Annotated in this window: 20 protein-coding genes; 7 read left to right on the top strand and 13 right to left on the bottom strand. The window is 49.4% G+C overall.

Annotated elements, in window-relative coordinates:
- Positions 1 to 27: 27 nt before the first annotated feature.
- The 8 genes from ubiB to D9T21_RS03700 form a co-directional block, all read right to left on the bottom strand.
- On the bottom strand, positions 28 to 1,659 hold the full coding sequence (gene ubiB / locus D9T21_RS03735; protein ID WP_123323791.1) for a ubiquinone biosynthesis regulatory protein kinase UbiB: 1,632 nt from the start codon (positions 1,657 to 1,659) through the stop codon (positions 28 to 30).
- A gap of 5 nt (positions 1,660 to 1,664) precedes the next feature.
- A complete protein-coding gene (locus D9T21_RS03730; protein ID WP_123323790.1) occupies positions 1,665 to 2,288 on the bottom strand; it encodes a ubiquinone biosynthesis accessory factor UbiJ in 624 nt (207 codons plus the stop codon).
- Positions 2,288 to 3,073 (bottom strand): bifunctional demethylmenaquinone methyltransferase/2-methoxy-6-polyprenyl-1,4-benzoquinol methylase UbiE, encoded by a 786-nt coding sequence (ubiE, locus tag D9T21_RS03725; RefSeq protein WP_123323860.1) that lies wholly within the window; start codon positions 3,071 to 3,073, stop codon positions 2,288 to 2,290. The genes D9T21_RS03730 and ubiE overlap by 1 nt, the downstream gene beginning before the upstream one ends.
- Positions 3,074 to 3,213: 140 nt before the next feature.
- Positions 3,214 to 3,894, bottom strand: coding sequence for a phosphoglycolate phosphatase (locus D9T21_RS03720; protein WP_123323789.1), 681 nt, complete (start codon positions 3,892 to 3,894; stop codon positions 3,214 to 3,216).
- Between the two features lie 19 nt (positions 3,895 to 3,913).
- Positions 3,914 to 4,600, bottom strand: coding sequence for a DNA-3-methyladenine glycosylase I (locus tag D9T21_RS03715; RefSeq protein WP_123323788.1), 687 nt, complete (start codon positions 4,598 to 4,600; stop codon positions 3,914 to 3,916).
- Positions 4,600 to 6,645: an oligopeptidase A gene (gene prlC / locus D9T21_RS03710; RefSeq protein ID WP_123323787.1), complete on the bottom strand. Its 2,046-nt coding sequence runs from the start codon at positions 6,643 to 6,645 to the stop codon at positions 4,600 to 4,602. Before prlC ends, D9T21_RS03715 begins: the two co-directional genes overlap by 1 nt.
- Positions 6,646 to 6,831: 186 nt before the next feature.
- Entirely contained in the window at positions 6,832 to 7,293 is a 462-nt protein-coding gene (locus tag D9T21_RS03705) for an Hsp20/alpha crystallin family protein (RefSeq protein ID WP_123323786.1), read from the bottom strand.
- Between the two features lie 179 nt (positions 7,294 to 7,472).
- The gene (locus D9T21_RS03700) at positions 7,473 to 9,164 is read right to left on the bottom strand and encodes an EAL domain-containing protein (RefSeq protein ID WP_123323785.1); all 1,692 of its coding nucleotides are present in this window, start codon (positions 9,162 to 9,164) and stop codon (positions 7,473 to 7,475) included.
- Between the two features lie 188 nt (positions 9,165 to 9,352).
- Between D9T21_RS03700 and D9T21_RS03695 the strand changes: the two genes are divergently transcribed.
- From D9T21_RS03695 to nosR, 4 genes are read left to right on the top strand one after another with little or no spacing between them, the layout of a single operon-like run.
- The gene (locus D9T21_RS03695) at positions 9,353 to 9,913 is read left to right on the top strand and encodes a response regulator (protein WP_105932812.1); all 561 of its coding nucleotides are present in this window, start codon (positions 9,353 to 9,355) and stop codon (positions 9,911 to 9,913) included.
- Positions 9,914 to 9,938: 25 nt separating this feature from the next.
- On the top strand, positions 9,939 to 10,781 hold the full coding sequence (locus D9T21_RS03690; protein WP_123323784.1) for a phosphate/phosphite/phosphonate ABC transporter substrate-binding protein: 843 nt from the start codon (positions 9,939 to 9,941) through the stop codon (positions 10,779 to 10,781).
- Between the two features lie 9 nt (positions 10,782 to 10,790).
- Positions 10,791 to 12,461, top strand: coding sequence for an ATP-binding protein (locus D9T21_RS03685; RefSeq protein WP_123323783.1), 1,671 nt, complete (start codon positions 10,791 to 10,793; stop codon positions 12,459 to 12,461).
- A gap of 25 nt (positions 12,462 to 12,486) precedes the next feature.
- Positions 12,487 to 13,785, top strand: a complete 1,299-nt coding sequence (gene nosR / locus D9T21_RS03680; protein WP_123323782.1) for a response regulator c-di-GMP phosphodiesterase, NosR family — start codon at positions 12,487 to 12,489, stop codon at positions 13,783 to 13,785.
- A gap of 72 nt (positions 13,786 to 13,857) precedes the next feature.
- Here nosR and map read toward each other — a convergent pair whose 3' ends face one another.
- From map to dps, 3 genes are all read right to left on the bottom strand, one after another.
- Positions 13,858 to 14,640 (bottom strand): type I methionyl aminopeptidase, encoded by a 783-nt coding sequence (map, locus tag D9T21_RS03675; protein ID WP_123323781.1) that lies wholly within the window; start codon positions 14,638 to 14,640, stop codon positions 13,858 to 13,860.
- Positions 14,633 to 14,839: a ParD-like family protein gene (locus D9T21_RS03670; protein ID WP_123323780.1), complete on the bottom strand. Its 207-nt coding sequence runs from the start codon at positions 14,837 to 14,839 to the stop codon at positions 14,633 to 14,635. Before D9T21_RS03670 ends, map begins: the two co-directional genes overlap by 8 nt.
- 147 nt (positions 14,840 to 14,986) lie before the next feature.
- The gene (gene dps, locus D9T21_RS03665) at positions 14,987 to 15,499 is read right to left on the bottom strand and encodes a DNA starvation/stationary phase protection protein Dps (protein WP_123323779.1); all 513 of its coding nucleotides are present in this window, start codon (positions 15,497 to 15,499) and stop codon (positions 14,987 to 14,989) included.
- A 364-nt stretch (positions 15,500 to 15,863) separates the two neighbouring features.
- Here dps and gorA point away from each other — a divergent pair, with 364 nt between their 5' ends.
- Positions 15,864 to 17,210, top strand: a complete 1,347-nt coding sequence (gorA, locus tag D9T21_RS03660) for a glutathione-disulfide reductase (RefSeq protein ID WP_123323859.1) — start codon at positions 15,864 to 15,866, stop codon at positions 17,208 to 17,210.
- Between the two features lie 167 nt (positions 17,211 to 17,377).
- Here the strand turns inward: gorA and D9T21_RS03655 are convergent, their stop codons facing one another.
- Positions 17,378 to 18,106, bottom strand: coding sequence for a hypothetical protein (locus tag D9T21_RS03655; RefSeq protein ID WP_123323778.1), 729 nt, complete (start codon positions 18,104 to 18,106; stop codon positions 17,378 to 17,380).
- Positions 18,107 to 18,264: 158 nt separating this feature from the next.
- Here D9T21_RS03655 and D9T21_RS03650 point away from each other — a divergent pair, with 158 nt between their 5' ends.
- The gene (locus D9T21_RS03650) at positions 18,265 to 19,794 is read left to right on the top strand and encodes a DUF3369 domain-containing protein (protein ID WP_123323777.1); all 1,530 of its coding nucleotides are present in this window, start codon (positions 18,265 to 18,267) and stop codon (positions 19,792 to 19,794) included.
- 146 nt (positions 19,795 to 19,940) lie between these two features.
- Entirely contained in the window at positions 19,941 to 23,291 is a 3,351-nt protein-coding gene (locus D9T21_RS03645; RefSeq protein ID WP_123323776.1) for an amidohydrolase family protein, read from the top strand.
- A gap of 53 nt (positions 23,292 to 23,344) precedes the next feature.
- Here D9T21_RS03645 and D9T21_RS03640 read toward each other — a convergent pair whose 3' ends face one another.
- Positions 23,345 to 23,860: a lactoylglutathione lyase family protein gene (locus tag D9T21_RS03640; protein ID WP_123323775.1), complete on the bottom strand. Its 516-nt coding sequence runs from the start codon at positions 23,858 to 23,860 to the stop codon at positions 23,345 to 23,347.
- Positions 23,861 to 23,947: the final 87 nt, after the last annotated feature.

The following is a 23,947-nucleotide window of genomic DNA, read 5'->3' as shown; positions in this document are numbered from 1 at the left end:
ATTTGGCCCTTCAGTGAGCTTAAGAACTCAGCGACGGCCCTTCCACCAGGCCACAAACCAGCACCCACCACCCAGTAAAGCCAGCCCGGCCGACAGGCTCCAGTGAGCCGGATACAAGGGCAGAATCGCCGCCACAATAATGAGCGTAGCGCCCACAATGCTAAAGTGCAGAGCCTTCTGTGCCCGCTTTTGTTGCTGCAATAATGCGGCATTGGCCTGTTGCTGTTTTTCCGGGAAGTGTTTCACCTGTTTAAGCGTGTCATACAGCAAATCCGGCATATCCGGCAGCTTTTCGCTCCAGTACGGCAAGTTAGACTTCACCTTGGAAAACATTGCTCTTACACCAATTTGCTCGCGCATCCAGTTTTCCAGGAAAGGTTTGGCAGTCTGCCATAAATCAAGCTGCGGATACAGCTGGCGGCCGAGGCCTTCTATATAAAGCAGTGTTTTTTGCAGCAACACCAGTTGCGGCTGCACCACCATATTAAAACGCCGTGCGGTATTAAATAGCTGAACCAGCACATTACCAAACGAGATTTCGGCCAGCGGCTTTTGAAAAATAGGTTCGCAAACTGTGCGGATAGCCACCTCGAATTCATCGATATTGGTATCCGAGGGTACCCAGCCAGAATCGGCATGTAACTGCGCAACTTTCCGGTAGTCCCGATTGAAAAACGCAATAAAGTTTTCGGCCAGGTAACGCTTGTCTTCCTGGTTGAGGGTGCCGACAATGCCAAAGTCGATGGCAATGTACTGCGGATTTTGCGGGTTTTCCCGCGATACAAAGATATTGCCCGGATGCATGTCTGCGTGGAAAAAGCTGTCGCGGAATACCTGGGTAAAGAACACCTCAACGCCGCGCTCGGCGAGAATTCGCAGATTGGTATCCTGCTCTATCAGCGCTTCGATATTAGAAATAGGAATGCCGTAGATGCGCTCCATCACCAACACGTTTTTAGTACAGTAATCACTGTAAATACTGGGCACGTATAAGGCTTCGGAACCTTCAAAATTACGTCCTAACTGCATACCGTTCGCCGCTTCGCGGTTAAGGTCGAGTTCGTCCACGATAGTTTTTTCGTACTCTTTAACCACTTCAACCGGGCGCAAACGCTTACCATCAGGTAACCACTTCTGCAGCACCTTGGCAAAGGTCAGCATCAGTTCGGTATCGGCTTTAATGGTTTTGCGAATATCGGGGCGCAGTACTTTCACTACCACGTCGGTGTTGCAGTCTTTCAGTTTCGCTGCGTGCACCTGGGCAATACTGGCCGAGGCAAGAGGTGCTTCGCTAAACTCGCTGAACACCTGATCGAGAGAAGAAATGTTCAGCGCTTTAAGAATAATGGCCGTGGCGCGCTCACTGTCAAACGGTTTTACCCGATCCTGCAGCATGGCCAGCTCGTTGGCAATTTCCGGCGGCAATAAATCACGCCGGGTCGACAACATCTGACCAAATTTAATAAACACCGGTCCCAAAGCCTGTAATGCCAGGGTTAATCGGGCACCGGCATTTTTCTCTTTGTGCTGGTTACGGATCCAAAAGATACTCATGCGCATCAAGCGCACATACCAGGGCAACCACTTGGCAGGGATCAGTTCGTCCAGACCATGCTCGAGCATGACCCGGTTAATATGGTAAATCCTCAGTAACTGCATAGTTCCTACTGTTTGCTCCGTTCCAGTCGCTCAAGACGCGCTTCGAAACGTTCGGCATCATCACGCAGACTGCTCACCTGATCGGAAAAATGCATCACCGCCAGTTTATGGGCCGCCAGTTGTTTTTCATCGGTAAGCGCGCTACCCAGAATGGCCTCGGCTTTGCGGCCAGCTTTCTGCAGCTGCGCCTGGGCTTTGGCTGCTAAACCAAATAACTCGTGAGCGATCACATCGTTGGTTCGAATGGCCAGTTGCTCTTCCAAATCAATATTCAGTGACTGTAGTAAACCAGAAAACGCCTGAGCAATTGCCAGCTCGCCATTCACTTCCAGCTCACCGCTTTTAATCAACCGGGTTAACTGACTGGTGTCTCGAAGGCTGGGTAGAACACTCAAACGGGTTTTGATAACGCATTCATCATCGCCAGCCGGGCCCGGCGCATCGGCCAGAGCCAGCACATCAACCTTGCAGGAAAACACCAATGCAAAGCGCTGCTTAAGGTCGTCAAGCTCAACTACCAGTCGCTTGCCTTGCAGTTGGCTTAGCTTTGCCGCAGCGTCAGGATCAAGCGACAGCACTTTATTCAGTGCTGTTTCAATAGTGGCAGTAAGCAGAGGTAGCGCGGGCATTAAAATTTATAACCCCGGTGCAAGGCTACAATTCCACCGGTCAGATTCTGGTAATCGCAGTGTTCAAAGCCCGCATTCTCAAACATGGATTTAAGCGTATCCTGATCCGGGTGCATGCGAATAGACTCAGCCAGATACTGGTAACTCTCGCGGTCGTTAGCAACCAGTTGTCCCATGGTGGGCAGAATATTAAATGAATACCAGTCGTAGGTTTTCGACAGCATTTCGTTGGTGGGTTTGGAAAACTCCAGCACCAACAGGCGGCCACCGGGTTTCAGAATCCGGAAGATGGAGGCCAGCGCTTTATCTTTATCGGTAACATTACGCAGGCCAAAAGCCATGGTTACCAAATCAAAATGATTGTCCGGAAATGGCAGGGCTTCAGCATTTGCCTGCACATAGTCGACATTGCCAACTACGCCTTTATCACGCAATTTGTCACGACCAACCGATAGCATGGAATGGTTAATATCAGCCAAAACCACCTGACCAGTCGGACCAACCAATCGGGAAAACTTAGCAGCCAGATCTCCGGTACCACCAGCCAGATCGAGCACCTTATGGCCACTCTTAATACCACTACAGTCTATAGTGTAGCGTTTCCATAAACGATGAATGCCCATCGACATAAAGTCGTTCATGACATCGTATTTAGCTGCAACGGAATCAAAGACACCGGCTACCATAGACGCCTTTTTAGTCCGGTCGACTGTTTTAAAGCCGAAGTGCGTCGATTGTTCAGATGAACTGGTTTCTTCACTGTTTGGTGTTTGTTGTTCTGACATGGGTAAGTTCTTCTTTTTAGAGTCCGGGATCTCAACACCCTGAAAGCGCGAGAAAGAATGTTGAGCCGGCTGATGCAATGCGGCAAGTGTAACCAAAACCGTGGGCGCTTACCATCCTGTTCATGATGACTTGCCCGATGTTATTGACCGGGCGCAACAATGGCAGGTAACTCGGCCAGCGAGTCTAGCACCTTGTCCGGGTAATAAAGCTGAATGTCCTCGCCATGATTATATCCGTAGGGTAACGCGAAGACCGCACAACCAGCGGCTCTCGCCGCATGAATATCGGATTTTGAATCACCAATCATCAGCGCTTGCGACGGCTTACCACCCAGTTTATCTAACGCAAACAGCAAAGGATCCGGGTGAGGCTTTTTATGCGCGCAGGTATCACCGCTTACCACTACCGAAAAATAATGGTTCAGCCCTTTCTCTGCCAGTAAAGGCAAGGTAAATGCTTCGGCTTTGTTCGTCACGCAGGCAAGTTTATAACCGTTTGCCGTTAACCAATCCAGGGCCGGTATCACGCCCTCATAAACCGTACTGCGCTTGGCGTTATGCGCTTTATAAGCAGCCAGAAATGCTTGGTAGGCAGGGGTAAACAAGCGCTCGTCGGGTTGCTCGTCCATAGTGCCTGATACCGCGCGCTGCATAAGCTTCTCGATACCATTGCCCACCCAGCAGCGCACTGCGTCTACGCCGCGGGGCGGCAAACCTACCGCCTGCATGGCTATATCCACGCAATAGGCGAGGTCCGGCACGCTGTCTACCAGCGTGCCGTCGAGATCAAACAATATAAAGGGGTATTGCTTTTCTTCCATGACAGACGACCTTGTTAATTTAAACGCGGTTATCGCCGCAGCTGTAGGCCAAAATCTGACTCAGCTCCTGCAGACTACGGCCACTTTGGGCCTGCCAGTCAGCAAAGATATTGGCGATGGTGGTAAGGCTTTGCTTTGATGTCAGGCCGCCGCTGATCAGATCATAAGCCCGAAAATAACCTTCCACATCGCGGCTTAGCAGAAATGTGTCAATTCCCAACGCACGAAGTGCATAAGGACCAGTGTTGCCGCCCAATCGCGCTCCGTGCTTTTTTAGGTGAGTCCACAGGTCGATAACAGCTGCACCGGTAAACTGGCTGGCAAATTTACCAAAGCTTCCGTGCGACAAACGAATGTCATTGAGCATGAGCGCGTTGTCGCGGATCGTCATAACTTTTTTAAGGTTACGAACGATCCGTTTATCCGTGGCCCGCTGTTCGAGCATTTCATCAGACATCAACAGCACTTTTTCAACCTCAAAGTTAAAAAACAGCGCTTCAAATTCCGGCCACTTTTGCTCAATCACGCGCCACACAAAGCCTGACTGAAAGACTTTTTTAGTAAAGGCCGACAGCACCCGATCATCGCTCAAAGCCTTAACGCCAGCCGGCGTCAAAGGCTGACTAACCAGCGCTTCCAGCCCCCGCTCGCCGCCCTTTCGTTCAGCCGCCCGGGCATAGATAGCGGCAAATGATTCCGCCGCCATCAGGCACCTGTCGCCACAATGCCGTTATGGCGTAGCAGTGCGTCTACTTTAGGCTCGCGCCCTCTGAAGGCCACAAATAAATCCATTGGCTCACGGCTGCCGCCCATTTCAAGAATATTGTGCAGAAAGTCGGCGCCCGTTTGCGGATTGAAGATACCTTCTTCCTCGAACCGGCTGAACGCATCGGCAGACAACACTTCTGCCCATTTGTAGCTGTAGTAACCAGCTGCATAACCACCGGCAAAGATATGCCCAAAGCTATGCTGGAAACGATTGAACGAGGGCGGCTGGAGCACAGCTACTTCGTTGCGAACCTGCGAGAGAACCTGCTGAACATCCACATGCTCGCCGTCTTCCATATGGAGCAGGAAGTCGAACAGGCTGAACTCCAGTTGACGGATCATTTGCATGGCGGCCTGATAATCCCGGGCGGCCAGCATTTTATCCAATAATTCTTTAGGTAGCGGCTCGCCAGTTTCGTAGTGACCGGAGATAAAGCCCAGAGCCTCTTCCTGCCAGCACCAGTTTTCCAGGAACTGACTGGGTAATTCAACCGCATCCCAGGGTACGCCATTAATGCCTGATACCCCGGGCACTGACATTTGCGTAAGCATGTGATGAATACCATGACCAAATTCGTGGAATAAGGTTACCACTTCATCATGGGTAAACAGGGCTGGCTTATCGCCGACCGGCCCGTTGAAGTTACAGGTGAGGTACGCCACCGGTGTTTGCAGCTCGCCGGAGGCCTGAAAGCGGCGCACACGGCATTCATCCATCCAGGCACCGCCACGCTTTTTCGGGCGAGCGTAGAGGTCGAGGTAGAACTGACCTCGCAGGGTGTCGTCTTTGTCGGTAATAGAGAACAGGCGCACATCTTTATGCCAGGTATCGGCATTTTCGACTTCCGTAATAGTCAGGCCATAAAGTTTCTCTACCACCGTAAATAAACCGGCCAGCGCTTTGTTCTCCGGGAAATATGGCCGCAGTATTTCATCTGAAATACTGTAACGCTCCTGCTTCAGCTTCTCGCTGTAATAGGGTACGTCCCAGGCTTCAAGCTCGTCCATCTGGTGCTTTTCAGCAGCATAAGCCCGCACTTCGGCCAGCTCTTTTTCGGCCTGAGGTTTGGATTTCGCCGCTAAGTCGCGTAGAAAGCCCACTACCTGCGAGGTTGAATTGGCCATTTTGGTAGCCAGAGAACGCTCTGCATAACTGGCAAAGCCTAATAGCGATGCGATTTCTGAACGCAGGGCGAGGGTTTCATTAATAATCGCAGTGTTATCCCATTCACCAGCATTTGGCCCCTGATCGGATGCGCGGGTTGCATAAGCACGGTACATTTCCTCGCGCAGCGCACGGTTATCGGCATACAACATCACCGGCAGGTAGCTGGGAATATCCAGCGTGAATAACCAGCCCTGCAGATCTTTCTGGTGTGCAGCCTGTTGCGCAGCAGCAAGTGCCGACTCTGGCAAACCAGCCAGTTCTGACTCGTCGGTAATGTGTTTGGTCCAGCCCATGGTGGCATCCATCACATTATTGCTGAAGGTTGACGATAACTCAGATAAGCGAGCCTGAATCTGCGCAAAGCGCTGTTTTTTCTCGGGCGGCAGCGCCACACCAGACAAGGTAAAGTCGCGTAATGTGTTATCAATAACCTTACGCTGCGATTCATCCAGTTGCAGATATTCATCACTGTCGCGCAGGGCCTTGTATGCCTGGAACAACCCTTCATGCTGGCCCACCCAGGTGCCGTATTCTGACAACAGTGGCAAACAGGCATCGTGAGCTTCACGCAGCTCATCGCTGCTGACTACCGAATTCATATGCGACACCGGCGACCAGACTTTGCCCAGCACATCGTCTGCTTCATCGATTTTGCTTACCACATTAGCATAAGAATAATCACCACTGGCAACCACCGCCTCGATGGTTTGCTTACAGTCTTCAATTGCTTTGGTAACCGCAGGCTTCACCTGATCCGGGGTAATTTGAGAAAAACGTGGCAGGCCATCTACCTGTTCGAGTGCAAGTGTAGTCATAGTCGTTATTAGGATCCGTTGCCAAATTAATATTGCTTTAGTGATGGGGTTCACAGGCTAAAAAAACAAGCCCCGCAGCGAGCGGGGCCTGGACTTTTTACGTGATGGATTCAATTTGGTTCAGTCAGTGGCATTTCAGGCATTAGCGCTGCAATCCGCGCGAAAATAAATGCACTGCAACCGGGCCTAACTGATACTGACACGCTGCGTATTATCAACCGGATTAGCCGGACGTGGGATAAGAACCCGTAACACACCGTTGTTATACCGTGCTACCACATCAGCATTGTCGTTAACGGCAAAGGGTAAGGCGACAACCCGCCTGAAGCTGCCACTGCGACGTTCTCTGACATGAAAGCCTTCGTCTGTTGTGGATTCCTGTTCCTGCTTACGCATACCTGAAAGCACTAAACGGTCTTGCTGAACTTCCAGATGAATATCTTCTTTCTTCATGTCCGGCAAGTCTGCGGTTAACTCAAGGCCTTCTTTGGTTTCTTTTAAATCCAACGCCGGCATATAAACGTTATCACCAGCGGCGAAACCTGTCATGGCCGGAAAACCAGCAAAGAAATCATCAAAAACACGATCAATTTCGCCTTTTAATGCACCAGGGTGATTACGACCAAACACACTTGGAAATAAACTCATAACCCCTCCTTAATCGATACCGATAGTTCGCTAACCTGTCCTCAGGTACTTTTCCTTCATCGTTTTACGATGAGTGAATTTATTGCTCCCTGCATCATAAATATGGTTGGTCGGTGTAGGGTTTTCAAGCTGCCGCATGGTCAACTATTGCGCTATATCAAGCTTTTTAAGCCGCCGGGTTAACGTCCCTGTTGTGCCTTAAATTTGGCATAAAAAGGTTGTCTTATCATGAGCTTTTCAAATTCCTGGCGGGAGACTGCCGGGCTAAATATGTAGCCCTGGATCTTGTCGCAACGCATGGCCTGAAGACAGCGCAAATCCGCCTCTTCCTCAACGCCTTCAGCAACCACCTCAATACCCAGTTTCTTACAACTCAGAATCAGATTGTGAATAAACTCCTGGCGGTGACTATCGGTATGCAGGTTATCAATCATTACCTTGTCGAGCTTCAGGGTATCGATGGGCAATTTAGACAGGTACGAAAACGACGTAAAGCCAGCGCCAAAATCATCAACGGCAAGTCTCACTCCGAGTAACTTAAGTTGCCAAAGAAGCTCTTCAAGGTAGTGAGAGTTTTCAGCCAGCGCGGTTTCGGTTAGTTCCAGTTCAATAAATGAAGGAGGCAGATAATAGTGCTGCAGGCGTTCACCGATAAATTCCACAATGCGCGAAGATTGCAATTGTTTGGCCGAAATATTAATGGCAATACTGTCGAGCTCAGCACTAAAGCGTCTTAGTTCGCTGGCAACTTTAAACCCCTGATCCAGTACCCATTCGCCAATGGCTTCTATCTGACCGTCCAGCTCCGCCAGACGGACAAATTCTGAAGGAGGAACCCATCCCAGGCTGTGATGTTGCCAGCGCAGCAGCACTTCAGCACTATTAATCATCCCCGAGCTCAGCTGCACTTTGGGCTGATAGGCCAGCTTAAACTCCTGATTCCGCAATCCACTTTGCACCTCTGCGCTGAGCTGCTGCTGTCGACGGTACTGCGTAATAGTGGAGTTATCCAACTGCGAAATACTGATGCGATGACTGTCGCGAACGATGGTATCAACCAGGCTGCTGATCAGAATATCGTGGTCAAGCTGCGAATCCCTGAGGTTTCTAAACCCCACGCCTATGTGACAGAATATCGATGTCCCTTTAATTAAAAAGGTACGCTGCAACTGCTGGCGAATCTGGCAACACAGAGAGCGCGTTATTTCGATGGTGGATTCTTTAAGATACAGCGCAAACACTCCAGCCTGAGTGCGTTGTAGCAAGTGTGGCTGCGTGACCATATATTCCAGACGCTGGCCAATATAGGCTTCGGTATCCAGCGATGCAGCTTCCCCATGGGCCAGGCTGATGTCTGAAACGTTCATAAGCTTAATCAGCACCACCGACTCATAATCACGCAGATTTGGCTTATCATTTTCGTGATCAAAGTCGGCCAGTTGTTGCGCCGATGTTTTTTGTCCTCCCTCGCTGCACTGATTAAGCACTTTTACCACTTCATTACGCAAATCCTGGCGATTCCAGGGCTTGGTGAGATACTTTGTCAGCATACGCTGATTGAGTAATTCTACTGCCGCCTGTAAATCGCCTTCACCGCTGAGCATAAAGATGTGCGTATCGGGAGAGTATTGTTTAGCAAATCGCACCAGATCGACGCCATTCACGTCAGGCATCTTATGATCGGTGATTAACAGAGCGACATCCTGCTCGCGCAATACAGACATAGCTTTGCGACCAGAAGTGGTTGTAGTGATGCAGCAGTTAAGATCTTTAAGTTCACGTTTGAGGGCGTTGACCACGCCTTTTTCGTCATCTACCAGCAGTAAATTAAGTGCTTTTTCTGGACTAGCACTCTGGGTATCACAAGCCATGCTATCTACCTCTTTTATGATAACAATAATCCGATGTGCGATTCCTTGCAGACAGATAATTCATGTTGTTATCACAAATTAGCACAATGTCACTAATGTCGCAAATTATACATATTGCTTAATTGCCATATTTGATTAACAATGCTATAAATGGGTCTCGATGAAAACTTAAGCAACGAGGATCAACTGTGAAAACACTGACATCCGGCGAAATTGCCGAATATTGTGACGTTAATCTCCGAACGGTTATCCGATGGCTGGAAAGCGGCAAGTTAAAGGGCTTTAAATTACCTGGCCGTGGCAACAACCGGGTTCTGATCAACGATTTTATCGATTTTCTGGAACGCCATAATATGCCGATACCGGATAGCCTCAAGCCCGAGGCTTCTCCGCTCATCCTGATTGTTGATGATGAACTACCAGTGGCTAAATCCATCCAGCGGGTGGCGCGTCGCGCTGGTTACGACACGCTGATTGCTACCGGTGGTTTTCAGGCAGGCATGATGCTGAGCCAGCACTCACCGCGGGTAATGACCCTTGATTTAAGCATGCCCGGTATGGACGGCTACAGTGTATTGCAATACACCCGTGAACAGGAGTCACAGCGTGGTCTGAGAATTATTGTGATTTCAGCGCTCGACGATGCGAGCCTGGAAAAAGCTAAGGAACTTGGCGCCGACGCCACCCTTACCAAACCGTTTTCAAATCACGATCTGACTCAACTGTTTGAAGAATTCATGCAGGTATAAACGGTAAATCAAAGCGGAGAGCAATATGAAATTTGTGCTTGTTATCCTGGCTATTCTGGGGGCGACCGACGTATTTGCCGACTCAGGCAATCAGGCACCTGCCGAGAAGCCAGCACAATACACCTTCGGTGTAGTGCCCCAGCAATCTGCTTATCGACTTGCTCAGATGTGGACTCCCCTGCTCCAGCACCTTGCGCAGGAGACCGGTCTGTCATTAAGCTTTATCACTGCCAAAGACATCCCCAGTTTCGAGGATGAGTTAACCGCGGCAAATTATGATTTGGCTTACATGAACCCTTATCATTACGTTGTATTTCACAACAGGTCAGATTATCAGCCACTGGTGCGGGACTCAGAAAAAGGTCTGCGGGGGATTATCGTGACCCGTAAAGACAGCAATATTACCAACATTGAGCAATTACAGGGGGCAACCCTTGCTTTTCCAGCCCCGGCCGCTTTTGCAGCCAGTATTATTCCACGTGCCGAACTCAATCGTGCAGGCATAAGTATTAGTCCGCGTTATGTAAATTCTCACGATTCGGTCTATCTTAATGTTATTAAAGAACTCTTTCCGGCAGGGGGCGGCATTATCCGATCACTGGAAAGTTTACCGGCAACACAACGCTCACAACTTAAAATATTATGGCAAAGTAAAGCCTATACCAGTCATGCGATTGCTGCGCACAGCAGGGTTCCGCTTGCCCACCAGAAACTACTGACTGCCGCACTTGAAAAACTGGTAACCACCGAAAAAGGCAGAGCCTTACTCAAACAGTTGAATTTTAATCGACTTGATGCCGCCGAAGATAAAGACTGGAACGACATCCGCGCGTTAGGCATTAATTCGCTATCGAGACCGGATATCTGAGCCAGCATCATGCGCCTGTCATTACGTACCAAAACCATCGCCGGTACGGCGTTAATTGAAGCAACGCTGCTGCTTGTTCTGATTATAACGAGCCTGACGTTTATTAACGCATTAATCGAAGACAACGTGGTAAAGCGTGCACAAACCACAGCTAACCTGTTTTCGTCGATCACCCGGGGTCCTTTGCTTTCTCTCGACCTGGCTTCGCTTGAGGCATCGGTAGAAGAACTCATGAATAACCCGGATATCGTCTACGCCAGGGTGATCGACAGTCAGCAACGGGTGCTTGCTCAGCGTAGTCGTGAAGGTATCCCCGATAAGCCGTTTAGTCTGGATACTTCGGTTCAGGGGATTGACGACTCGGTTTATGACACCCGGGAACCGATTACTGTTGCCAACGAATACTTTGGCGAAGTACAAATTGGTATCGACGTGACCTCAGTGCAATCTTCGCTGCTGCAAATTCGCAACTGGATCATCGCTCTGGCGCTGCTGGAAATGGTACTGGTAGCGCTTTTTTCTTTTGGCTTAGGCACTTATCTGACCTCCCAGTTGCACTCTCTGCGTCAGGGGGCCAAAGACATGCTAAAAGCCATCCCCACGCAGAGCTACAGAAGTGTTTCGATCCCAATCAAAGGCCGTGACGAGCTCTCCGAACTGGCCCTGTCGTTTAATACCCTGGTTAATACACTGGCCGAAGAATATGAAAACAGAAGCGGTGCACAGGACGAACTGAGAGAGTTAAACCGCTCACTGGAAAACAAAGTTAAAGAGCGCACCCAGGCGTTGAGTGATAAAAACGCGGAACTGGAAAATGCCAACAAACACCTGAAAGAAACACAACAGCAACTATTGCAGGCGGAAAAAATGGCCTCAGTGGGTCAGTTAGCCGCTGGTGTAGCCCATGAAATCAATAATCCCATAGGCTTTGTCAGCAGTAACTTAAGCACATTAAAAGACTATTTATCACTGTTCCAAATTATGCTGGATATGGCGAAGAAGCTTCACAGCGATGAATCCATCGAGGCATTAAAAGCCCGGGTGGATGAACTTCAGGCATTTTATGCGCAGCATGATCTGGACTTTATCGGCGAAGATGTGGAGCCCCTGATCGAAGAGTCAGCAGAGGGGTTACAGCGAGTCAGTGAGATCGTTAAGGACCTGAAAATATTTTCCCGAGTCGACTCAGAGGAGTCACAACGGTACGACCTGAATCATTGCCTCAATACCACGCTATCGATGGTTAATAACAAGCTCAAGTATATCTGCAAGGTAGAAAAGCAATTCGCGGATTTGCCCAAGGTGTACTTTAATTTGGGCAAGTTAACTCAGGTCTTTACTAACCTGCTTATCAATGCCGGCCAGGCAATCGAAGCCACCGGTAAGCAGGGTGTAATCAGTATCTCAACAAAGCAGGAAGGCGACTTTGTGAAAGTCCGTATCCAGGACACCGGCTGTGGGATTAGTCAGGAAAATCTCGACAAGCTGTTTAATCCGTTTTTTACCACTAAACCTGAAGGGCAAGGCACCGGGCTGGGCTTGTCTATTACCTATGGGATTATTCAGGAGCATGGCGGCCAGATTCAGGTCTCTAGTACGCCAGGCGAAGGGAGTATCTTTGAACTAGCCTTGCCTGTAAACGGTCTGGATGACCACCAGCATACCGTAGCGCAACATTAGCGGTCAGGATCATCGAGGAACTACTATGCCGAACACCGAAGCTGCAACGCCAAGATACTCAGTACTTTGTGTTGATGATGAACAAAATATTTTACGCTCCATCAAGCGAGCGCTGTTTTCATTGAAAATCGATCTGACCCTGGCAGAGAGCGGTGAAGAAGCCCTGGCGATTATGGAGCAGAAAACCATCCATGTGGTCATTTCGGATATGAAGATGCCGCACATGACCGGCGCTGAGTTGCTCGAAAAAGTAGCCGCAAAATATCCGGACACATTCCGGGTGGTGCTAACCGGCTTTGCAGATATCGACGCCACCATCAAAGCTGTTAATCAGGGCCGTATTCATCGTTATCTGCAAAAACCCTGGGACAATCAGGAGCTGATTAATACCATCGAAGAAGGGCTCGAACGAATTAAGCTCAAAGACGAGAACGCCCGCCTGCAAAAGCTGACTCGCCTGCAAAATGCCAAGTTAAAAGAAGTTAACAAAGATTTAGAAAAAACAGTGCAAAAGCGCACGCGGCAAATCAAAGCAGCGCTTAACCGCATTGAAACCCGTAACCGCGCTCTGGAGCAGGTATTGTTTAATGTGATTTCCATTAATCCGGATATCGACGGCAAGTTTGCCATTGAAGTAAGTGAACTCACTAAAATGCTTGCCGCAAAACTTGGCTGCAGCCCGGATGAAAGAAAACTCTATAGTTACGCGAGCCTGATTGGCGAACTGGGATTATTAGGCTTACAACCGGAAAACTTCCGCCCGCCGTTTGCCAAACTGACTTATCAGCAGCAAAAAGATTACCTGTCGCAGACTCATCTGGCGAAGATGATTCTGGCACCGGCCGAACATATGCAGCCTATCAGTGAAATCATCGAGTTTCAGTTTGAGCACTACAACGGCAGCGGTTTATACCACAAAGTGGCCAAGGAAATTCCGCTGGGCGCGCGCATTCATGCCATCGCCCGCGACTACTGGCGTCTGGTTAGCGGCCGTTTGAGCTCACAACGTATGGAGCCAAGAAACGCCAAAGCTGAGCTCAAAAAACACCGCAACACCCGCTACGACGGCGAGGTTCTTGATTTACTGCTTACCGACCATGATATCGATAAGCCCAGCTTTATCGAAAATCACCTAACCAGTGAAGAGCTGGCGGCCGGTATGGTACTGGGCAACAACCTGTACAATGATAATCATATTCTGCTGCTACCCGCCGGCCATGTATTTTCAGAGGCGACCATCGCCAAACTGAAACAATACGAGCGTGAACACAAGCGTCACTTTGAAATTGTGATTGAAAATGAACAAAGCGAAGAAACTATCTAAGCAGGATTTTCTAGCGTTGTTTGTTCGTCAGGCATAGCGACAGCCATAGTAGCGCTGTCGCATTGCTTAGTTTTAGGTGGTCGGCAACTGCTCTTCCGGACGCAGCGTTAACACTTCGTAACCATCGGCTGTAACGGCAATGGTATGTTCCCATTGTGCCGATAATTTTCGATCGCGGGTAATCACCGTCCAGCCATCTTTTTTCAGTTTGGTTTTATGGGTGCCCTGATTAATCATGGGTTCGATGGTAAACACCATGCCCTCCCGCAAAACCAGTCCGGTACCAGGTGTTCCCACATGCAATATTTGCGGTTCTTCATGCATTTCGCGGCCGATGCCATGACCGCAATACTCCCTGACCACGCTGTAACCATGTTGCTCCGCATGCCGCTGTACGGCGTCACCGATATCGCCAACACGGGCTCCGGGCTTAACCGATTCAATACCTTTCCACATGGCTTCGTAGGTGACTTTTACCAGCCGGTGGGCCAGCGGTGAAACTTCACCAATACAGTACATTTTGCTGCTATCAGCAATGTAGCCATTTTTCTCCAGGGTAATGTCCAGATTAACAATATCCCCTTTACGCAGGGCTTTAGCCGCCGACGGCACGCCGTAGCAAATAACCTCGTTCACCGACGTGTTTAAGGCATATTCATAGCCGTACTGCCCTTTGCTGGCAGGGCGACTATTTAAGGTTTCAATAATATAGTGCTCCACAAATTCGTTGATCGCCATGGTGGTTACACCGGCAGTAACAAATTCATCCAGTGCACCAAACACACGCGCCAGCAACTGACCGGCCTCGCGCATTAATGCCACTTCCTGTGGCGTTTTAATTATCACGTTACTCATTAACCAGTCGGACCTTATTCACTTTCTGCTGGCGCATCTCCTGCTCCAGAATTTGCTCGTAAGTAAGCGAAGGGTTTTGTTCTGCTAAGCGGCCTATTTTCATCCAGAACTCAGCCTGAGAATTAATTGAGCGCTCCATCACCACGCTGTTCTTGCGCACCTCTTCGTGCAATTGATCAGAGATTTTTACGATGCCCATCAAACTCACCTAAAATGCTACATAACACTACATATTGCTACACTATATACTTAACCAGGTAACCATGCAAAAAAAAGCCCGCGGCCGGGAGGCTGCGGGCAAAATGGGAAGTTACACACATGAAGAAAGAAATGTTACAAGCTACTGCTAGCTTTTAAGTTCACCGCTCGCTGATTCAATATGCGCGCGGACAAACCACTGGAACTGCTCGAGCTGGGCTAACTGTCCGGTTACCATATCTTCAGATACCGGGTCGAGTTCACTCAGAGTATCAATGGCCTTACGATGGTCTTCGTTGACACCGTTATACACTTTATCCAGCGCAGTCAGATGGTCTGTTACCAGGCCCTTACCTACTGAGTAATCGTCCCAGCGACGACGTTCTACAATCGATTTTGGCGTACCTACCGGTACACCGCCAAGGGTAGCAATACGCTCGGCAATGGTGTCGGTCATTTCACGAACTGCTTCAACCTGTGGGTCAAGCATTTCATGCACACCAATAAAGTTCGGACCTACCACATTCCAGTGGATGTGCTTCAGCGTAAGCTGTAAATCAATCAAGGCGACCATACGGTCATCAAGCACAGAGATAGCATCTTTTGCTGCATTGTTTTTAATGCCTGGGGCGGTAAATTCTGCAATTTTTACGTTGCTCATAATTCCTCCTGCTCGTTAAAAGTCGTAAAGGCTGACAAGATATCAACCTTTCAAATTCGTACGATTAAGAGATTGCATAGCCTGTGCCGGATTGTCACTATACGCGCGAAACCCCGCCATACCTGGCCTTCAAAGGATGAAGCCAAATTTTAAGGTCTTCGTAGCCATGCGCTGATAAAGGTAAATAATGCATGCGCCTGTAAATTCTTCAGAGCGCTAGCCCTGCTGAAAGTAAATAATCCGATTGCGGGTCTTTAAGGTAACCATGGCCGACAAACTCACTGCCTGTTATGCACAGAGTAAGTTTGTCCGGCTATACGAAATCATGCACAATAGCAGCACTACAATGACGAGAGAATTTGCGATGCAAGAGTTTGACTATATCTGTATTGGCGGCGGCAGTGGCGGCATTGCCTCGGCCAACCGGGCAGCAAAACATGGCAAGAAAGTCCTGCTTATTGAAGCAAAAGCGGTGGGCGGTACCTGTGTAAATGTGGGCTGTGTGCCTAAAAAAGCTATGTGGTATGGCGCTCAGGTAGCAGAAGCCATTCATAAGTACGGTCCCGATTACGGCTTTGATATAACGGTAAATAAATTTGACTGGTCTACGCTGGTTAAGAATCGTCAGGCGTACATATCTCGCATTCATGCCTCTTACGACCGGGTGCTGGGCAACAATCAGGTAACCCTGCTCAAAGGTTATGCAAAATTCGTTAACAACACTACCGTGGAAGTCGACGGTGAACAGTACACTGCCCCGCATATTCTTATCGCAACCGGCGGTAAGCCTTTCCGCCCGGATATCCCCGGCGCAGAGTACGGTATTGATTCAGACGGCTTCTTCGAGCTCGACGAGCAGCCAAGACGTGTTGCCGTAGTAGGCGGTGGTTATATAGGTGTGGAACTGGCGGGCGTACTCAACGCATTAGGCAGTGAGACCCACTCTATTTTACGTCAGGAACTGCCATTACGCGGTTTTGATGCCATGTTGCAGGAAACGCTTAAGACCCTGATGCTCGAAGAAGGCATTGATATCCATGAAAAAACGGAAATCAAACAAGTTACTAAACTGGACAACGGCGATCTGGAACTGGCGTTAACCGATGGCAACACACTTACCGTTGACTGCCTGATCTGGGCCACCGGCCGCAAGCCAAATACCGCAACGATTGGCCTGGATAACACCGACGTTGAAATGCGCCACAATGGGCAGATAGTGGTCGATAAATTCCAGAATACCAACGTTGAGGGCATTTACGCGGTGGGCGATATTACCGGCCAGCCTGAATTAACCCCGGTAGCGGTTAAAGCCGGACGGATGTTAAGCGAGCGCCTGTTTAACGGCCAGACCAACGCTCACCTCGACTATGATCTGGTGCCTACAGTGGTCTTCAGCCACCCGCCAATTGGTACCATTGGGATGACTGAAAGCGAGGCTGAAGCCAAGTTTGGCAAAGATAACCTGACTATTTACCGTTCTAACTTTGCGGCTATGTATACGGCTGTCACCCATCATCGCCAGCTTACCAGTATGAAGCTTATCTGTGCCGGCGAAGACCAGAAGGTAGTGGGTTTACATGGCATTGGTTACGCCATGGATGAAATCCTACAGGGCTTCGGGGTCGCTATTAAAATGGGCGCAACCAAAGCAGATTTTGATGCCTGTATCGCCATTCACCCCACCAGCGCCGAAGAATACGTAACGATGTAATGCAAAGCACGGAGAGTAAAACGTCACGTTTACTCACTCATAAAATGAATAAAGCTGACCTTCAGTTCTGTTGGTCAGCTTTTTATTGGTAATTGTTGATTACGCGCTATCTGAATCAACACGTTACGCCACCTTTGGTGAGAAGTTCACATATCGGGCAAACAACACTAACACTGCAGGTAAGTTAGGTAAGTATCCTGCTGCCGATAAATATTAGTCACTTCAGTTCGTCCGTCCGGATAGTTTTTAGTGATCACTTCCTCAACGACCCAGTCTGTGCTATCAAATGTCGGCTGCTCGCATCTTTTAGGTATTTGTTGAGAAGTTGCAACCCGTTGAGCTTCCCTGAGACTCAGCTGAGACGATGTGCCGTAATCTTCAGCGTGAGTAAACGTTTTGCCCTCACTCGTTATTGACGCGTCTCTGTTGACTACGATTTCAACCACTCCCCCCTCTACGCGAACATCAAGCACTAGCTCAGATCCATCGACAAATTTATTGATAAGTCTGAACGACGAGCGGTTCTTCAGAGTAGAGAAATCACTATTTAAAGGGCTAATTATTTCCACTAAACCTGCAGATTTGTTCTCTGCTGACATCAATGCGCGAAAACCCGCTTCAGAGGCAACCGCATTATCAATGGCTGTATTTAGTGCCCCGGCACAATTGACGTCAATACTGGTATAGTCAAGTGCGGTTAGGCAAAGCTCAATGGCTTCAATTTTATGATTGGTAAAATCTTGCGGGCAGGCAGTAAAATCACTGCCAAGGTTTGTGGCACACACCACTCCTCTTTCCTCCCCCAGGGAATTGACTTGGGTATGCAGCGGATAAGCTGAAAAGGAAACCATGATAGCCGAGAGCAGGCCGGCTTTTGTGCAAGTTTGTAAATCCATTAATCCATTAATCCATTATCTTTAATGCCAGTCTCATTAACCTAACATTTTGAGTGAACTCCATCAAACATGCGGATTCATCAACCTCGTACTATAGTTAATTTGCAACCTCTTAAATCGTTAAGTGGTTGTCACAGTGGCAACGAGGTAACCGCATAATGCTCGGTGACGAATTACTTTTTACTAACGATGACGAAACCGATCTCGAAGAAGAGCTATTAGCGGCCTGGACGGTACTGGTAGTTGATGATGAGCCGGAAATCCACGCCGTTACCCGAATGGTGCTGGGTGATTTCGTATTCGAACAACGGCCACTGAATATCATTACCGCCAGCAGTGCCGCTGAAGCCCGCAACATTTTAGTTGCTGATACCCATAACGCAATTGCGGTTGCCATTATAGACGTAGTAATGGAAACCACCCAGGCCGGTCTTGAACTAGTGCGCTGGGTGCGTGAAACACGGAATAACCATGTGATTAGGCTTATCCTGCGTACAGGTCAACCCGGCGAGGCACCGGAAGAACGGGTGATCCGCGATTACGACATTAACGATTACAAAAACAAAACCGAACTTACCGCCATGCGCCTGAAAACCAGTATGTATGCTGCGCTGCGGGCTTACCGGGACATTCGCCTGATTGAGCGTCACCGACAAGGGCTGGAAAAAATTATCAGCGCCACCACCGAATTTATCGAGTGCGACACCCTTCCGCAATTTGCCTCTGCTATCTTAAATCAAATATCCGTTCTGCTGGCTATCGAGACGTCCGATATTATTTGCTGCGCCATAACCCGCGACGTTAAAAGTGGAAATCAGTATAAAATTCTGGCCACCAACTTACAGGGCAAGTCTTTATCAACCATCCCGGCGAAGGTGCAAACCCGCATCGAAGAGGCGTTAAACCAGCACAGTAACATTCAGGGCAACGATTACTTTGTGAGTTATTTTACTACCCGCCGGGGCATGGAAAATGTGCTTTACGTTGCTAAAAATGAGCCGCTGGAACCGGTCCAGCATCATTTGCTATCGTTTTTTGCCAACAATATCGCGGTATCCCACGAAAACCTCAAGCTACGTGAAGTGATTAGGGACTCGCAACGTGAACTCTCGTACATTATTGGTGAAGCGGTGGAGCTTAGGTCTAAGGAAACCGGTTCACACGTGCGCCGGGTAGCGCATATCAGTGCTTTACTGGCAAGGCATTACGGCTTGCCCGACAACGAAGCAGAAATGATAAAACTGGCATCGCCGCTACACGACGTAGGCAAAGTCGCCATCCCGGATTTAATTTTGAACAAACCCGGCCCTCACACTGATGAAGAGCGGCAGATTATGCAAACCCATGCCAAAGCCGGGTTCGATATGCTACGCAAAAGTGATAACCCGATTTTGCAGCTTGGCGCCACCATTGCCCATGAGCATCATGAATGCTGGGATGGCAGCGGTTACCCTAATGGGCTGAGTGAAAATGCCATTTCGGCGGCCGGACGCATTGTAGCAGTTGCCGATGTGTTTGACGCTCTGGGCAGTAAACGTTGCTACAAAGGCCCCTGGTCCGAAGCGCAAATTCGTGAATACTTCACTGAGCAACGTGGCAAACAATTTGATCCCAGACTGGTTGATTTGTTACTGACTAACTTTACCACCTTCGCCGCCATTCGCGGCCAATTCCCCGACCCACAATGATACAGTTTACCTTGCAAACTAATCCGATGAACTGCAACACCTCACACTAAACATACTTTATACTGACCATTAACAATCCAGGGAAGATTGATTTTGCTGCGGGCTCAGTCCCCGCCATGACAACAAAAAAGACGTAGAGAATAACAATGAAGCTAACGACAAACCTGCACACCCATAAGCAAAAATTAACCTTATTAAGTGCTTCGGTATTGACCTCACTTTGTCTGCTCAGCGCTCCGCTGGCAGCACAGGAAAGTGACACCGAGGACAAGTGGGAAGTGACTAACCCACCCTATCCTTTACACGATGTCACCATTAACACCACCGAAACTACCTGGTCGAGCCTGGACGTAGCGCCTGATGGCGAATACTTCCTGTTCGACATGCTCGGCGATATTTATAAAGCTGACCTCGACGGCGGCAACGCTCAGCCGTTAACCCAGGATTTCGCCTGGAATATTCACCCGGCCATATCGCCCGATGGTAGCAAGATTGCGTTTATCTCAGATCGCGGCGGCGTGTCGAACGTGTGGGTGATGGATGCCAACGGTGACAACCTGCGCCAGGTAACCAAAGAGAAAAATAACACTATCCACTCGCCTAAATGGAGCCCGGATGGCGAATATATTGTAGTGACCAAAGGCATTACCTCTACCCGCAGTATCCCGGCCGGCGAAATCTGGATTTATCACCATTCCGGCGGTAGCGGTCTGCCAATTAAAGAGCGGGTGTCCGGTAAGCGTGAGCAAAACAACATTACCGATCCGGTGTTCTCTCACGATGGCAACTATATTTACTATACCCAGAGTACCTCTGGCGGTTACCGCTTCGATTATAACCGCGATCCGCTGGAAGGCATTTTTGCCATTACCCGTTTTGATCGCACAACCGGTGAAGAAGACCGCGTTATCTCCGGTACTGGCGGCGCCGTGGTACCAACCCCTTCACCAGACGGTAAGTACATCGCTTTTTTACGTCGGGTGAAGTACGACACCGCGCTGTTTATTAAAGACCTTGCCACCGGTGAAGAGACCCTTCTCACTCGCGACATGGAGCGCGACATGCAGGAAGGCTTTGGCGTAGAAGGTTACTATGCCTATTTCGACTGGACACCAGACAGCAAAGCGATTGTGTACTGGGCCGGCGGAAAGTTTCATAAGCTCAATGTAAAAGACCAATCGGTAGACACCATCGATATCGCCGTTGAAGCCAAACTGCAATATGCCGATGCATTGCGTTTTGATGTAGATGTAGCGCCGGATACCTTTAACGTAAAAATGATCCGCTGGTCGCAGAAATCGCCCGACGGCAAATCGGTGCTGTTCCAGGCGCTGGGCAAACTGTACGTCAAGGATTTAAAAAGCGGCAAAGCCAGACGCCTTACCCGTCAGGATGAGCATGATGAATACTACCCACGCTATTCTGCCGACGGTAAGCGCATTATCTACACCACCTGGAACGACCAGAAGTTAGGCGATGTACGCATTGTCTCCGCCCGTGGTGGTAAGGGTAAAGTAATAACCCCTGAGCCCGGGCACTATGTAGAGCCGTCGTTTTCACCCGATGGCGAGTTAGTCACCTACCGTAAATTTACCGGCGGCTACCTGCTTGATCCCAAGTATTCGGTAGAGCCGGGCTTGTACGTGATGGACCTGGATAAAGGCGAGCCTAAAAAGGTCAGCAGCTCGGGAACTCAGCCCCACTTCGCTGGCGACAATGAGCGCTTGTTCTTTACCGAACGCAGTTACGATTCTCCTTATGGCGCTACCCAACTAGCCAGTGTAAACCTGCATGGCGACGACCACCGGGTGCACTTATACGGCGCCGATAAGGTAGCCGAATATCGCCTGTCTCCGGATCGTAAATGGGTTGCCTTTGTGCATCAGTTTAATACCTACGTTACGCCATACGTAGACAATGGTAAGAAAGTCACTATTGGCCCGAAAATGTCTTCTCTGCCGGTTACTCAACTATCTGATCGCGCTGGTGAGTACCTCACCTGGGCACCAGACAGCAGCAGTGTGGGCTGGTTCCATGGCCCCTATTATTTTGAACGTAAGCTGGAAGACGCATTTGCCTTTGCCGGTGGTAAATCGGCCGATGAACTGCCGGATCCGCTTTCTGAAGGCCTGGATTTGAGCTTTACTGCCACCAGCGACAAGCCCAGCGGTTACAAGGCGCTGGTAGGTGGTACGGTAGTCACCATGCGCGATGCCGACAATACCCGGGAAGTTATCGAGGATGGTGTGGTACTGATCCTGGATAACCGCATTGCCGCGGTAGGTAAGCGCGGCGAAGTGGATATCCCCGGCGACGCTATGCTGATTGATGCCTCAGGTAAAACCGTTCTGCCCGGCTTAGTGGATACCCACGCCCATGGCGGACAGGGCCGTAGCGAGATCATTCCGCAGCAAAACTGGATGCAGTATTCCAATCTGTCGTTCGGCGTGACCACCATTCACGATCCGTCTAACGATACTACTGAGATCTTTGCAGCTTCCGAGCTTCAACGTGCAGGTGAACGCGTAGCACCGCGCATCTACTCTACCGGTACTATTTTGTACGGTGCAGAAGGTATCGGCTATAAGGCACAAATTAACAACTACGACGATGCTTACTTCCATGTTCAGCGTCTGAAAGACAGCGGTGCTATCTCGGTGAAAAGCTATAACCAGCCGCGCCGGGATCAACGTCAGCAAGTGTTGTGGGCCGCCAATAATCAACAAATGATGGTGGTACCGGAAGGCGGTGGTAAGTTCCAGCAAAACCTGACCATGCTGGTTGACGGCCATACCGGCCTTGAGCATTCACTGCCCATTGCCCGTGGCTATGACGACCTCACCCAGTTATGGAAAGCCACCGACTTTGGTTACACACCAACCTTTGTGGTGTCTTACGGTGGCCTGATGGGAGAAGAATACTGGTACGATCGCACCGAAGTGTGGAAGAACGAACGTCTGCTACGTTATGTCCCTTCTACCAGACTGGATGCCCGTGCTATTCGCCGCCCTACCGCGCCGGATGATCAGTACAACCATGTAAATGTGGCTGAATACGCGAAAGAGCTGCGCGATAACGGCGTAAGTGTGCACATTGGTGCCCACGGTCAGCGTGAAGGATTGGCCGCTCACTGGGAAATGTGGCTGATGAATCAGGGCGGCTTTACGCCGTGGGAAGCCCTACGCGGTGCCACTATTGATGGGGCAACGCATCTGGGCATGGGCAAGGATCTCGGCAGCATTGAGCCGGGTAAACTGGCCGACCTGATGATCACCGACGGCAACGTGCTTAACGACATCCGCCGTAGTGAGTATGTCACCTACACCGTGATTAACGGCCGCGTGTATGACGTTGCCACTATGAACGAAATGGGTAGTAAGCAAAAACGCCAGCCGTTCTTCTTTGAAGGTAACAACAAAGCCTTTATGCCGCAGCAAACGGCGGCAGAAGTGGAGGCCAAGGCTCACCAGTATCACTGGAAGCATACCAACCACTAAACGCAAAAGCCGGAACCCATGTTCCGGCTTTTTTCTTTATAACGCCTGACAATCTATTGATAAGCACCACTGGCATAGTGAAGCTCGTAGCTATGGCTGTAAATCTCCAGGATATTGCCAAACGGATCTTCCATGTAAATCATCCGATAAGGCTTTTCTCCCGGATAATAATAACGTGGTGCTTTCATCCGCTTTTTACCACCGGCCGCGACTATTCTTTCCGCCAGTCCTTCCACATCAGGGTCCTGTACGCAGAAGTGGAAAATACCGGTTTTCCAGTACTCAAAGTTATTCTCCGGATCTTGCTGATCCTTAAATTCAAAGATCTCCACGCCAACCCGGTCACCCGTGGATAAATGCGCAATGCGAAACGTTTCCCACCCCGCACCAAACACATCGGTGCACATCTCACCTATGGCTGAGTTATCTTCAACAATTTCGGTTGGCTTCATAATGAGATACCAGCCGAGTACCTCGGTGTAGAATTTAACGGCAGCGTCCAGGTCTGGTACTGAAATACCGATATGCGAAAAAGTACGAGGGTAAGGTTTTTGACTATTGTCTGTCATGGTTAACTCCTGAGTAATTACATGGGGTCAGAGTAACTGGACATAACCAAAACATAAAATTATCATAATTTCTTAAATTGATAATTT

It is taken from the genome of Marisediminitalea oceani (assembly GCF_003731635.1).
GTDB lineage: Bacteria > Pseudomonadota > Gammaproteobacteria > Enterobacterales > Alteromonadaceae > Alteromonas > Alteromonas oceani.
The sequence above is the reverse complement of the archived record's forward strand: the minus strand, read 5'-3'. Positions and strand labels throughout refer to the sequence as shown.

Excerpts from the sequence above, each read along its gene's own strand:
- prlC (WP_123323787.1), bottom strand. The coding sequence starts at position 6,645 with ATGACTACACTTGCACTCGAACAGGTAGATGGCCTGCCACGTTTTTCT.
- D9T21_RS03640 (WP_123323775.1), bottom strand. The coding sequence starts at position 23,860 with ATGACAGACAATAGTCAAAAACCTTACCCTCGTACTTTTTCGCATATC.
- nosR (WP_123323782.1), top strand. The coding sequence starts at position 12,487 with ATGCCGAACACCGAAGCTGCAACGCCAAGATACTCAGTACTTTGTGTT.
- map (WP_123323781.1), bottom strand. The coding sequence starts at position 14,640 with ATGAGTAACGTGATAATTAAAACGCCACAGGAAGTGGCATTAATGCGC.
- D9T21_RS03700 (WP_123323785.1), bottom strand. The coding sequence starts at position 9,164 with ATGGCTTGTGATACCCAGAGTGCTAGTCCAGAAAAAGCACTTAATTTA.
- D9T21_RS03685 (WP_123323783.1), top strand. The coding sequence starts at position 10,791 with ATGCGCCTGTCATTACGTACCAAAACCATCGCCGGTACGGCGTTAATT.
- D9T21_RS03670 (WP_123323780.1), bottom strand. The coding sequence starts at position 14,839 with ATGGGCATCGTAAAAATCTCTGATCAATTGCACGAAGAGGTGCGCAAG.
- dps (WP_123323779.1), bottom strand. The coding sequence starts at position 15,499 with ATGAGCAACGTAAAAATTGCAGAATTTACCGCCCCAGGCATTAAAAAC.
- gorA (WP_123323859.1), top strand. The coding sequence starts at position 15,864 with ATGCAAGAGTTTGACTATATCTGTATTGGCGGCGGCAGTGGCGGCATT.
- D9T21_RS03715 (WP_123323788.1), bottom strand. The coding sequence starts at position 4,600 with ATGGCGGCGGAATCATTTGCCGCTATCTATGCCCGGGCGGCTGAACGA.
- D9T21_RS03730 (WP_123323790.1), bottom strand. The coding sequence starts at position 2,288 with ATGCCCGCGCTACCTCTGCTTACTGCCACTATTGAAACAGCACTGAAT.
- D9T21_RS03645 (WP_123323776.1), top strand. The coding sequence starts at position 19,941 with ATGAAGCTAACGACAAACCTGCACACCCATAAGCAAAAATTAACCTTA.
- D9T21_RS03690 (WP_123323784.1), top strand. The coding sequence starts at position 9,939 with ATGAAATTTGTGCTTGTTATCCTGGCTATTCTGGGGGCGACCGACGTA.
- ubiB (WP_123323791.1), bottom strand. The coding sequence starts at position 1,659 with ATGCAGTTACTGAGGATTTACCATATTAACCGGGTCATGCTCGAGCAT.
- ubiE (WP_123323860.1), bottom strand. The coding sequence starts at position 3,073 with ATGTCAGAACAACAAACACCAAACAGTGAAGAAACCAGTTCATCTGAA.
- D9T21_RS03720 (WP_123323789.1), bottom strand. The coding sequence starts at position 3,894 with ATGGAAGAAAAGCAATACCCCTTTATATTGTTTGATCTCGACGGCACG.
- D9T21_RS03705 (WP_123323786.1), bottom strand. The coding sequence starts at position 7,293 with ATGAGTTTATTTCCAAGTGTGTTTGGTCGTAATCACCCTGGTGCATTA.
- D9T21_RS03650 (WP_123323777.1), top strand. The coding sequence starts at position 18,265 with ATGCTCGGTGACGAATTACTTTTTACTAACGATGACGAAACCGATCTC.
- D9T21_RS03655 (WP_123323778.1), bottom strand. The coding sequence starts at position 18,106 with ATGGATTTACAAACTTGCACAAAAGCCGGCCTGCTCTCGGCTATCATG.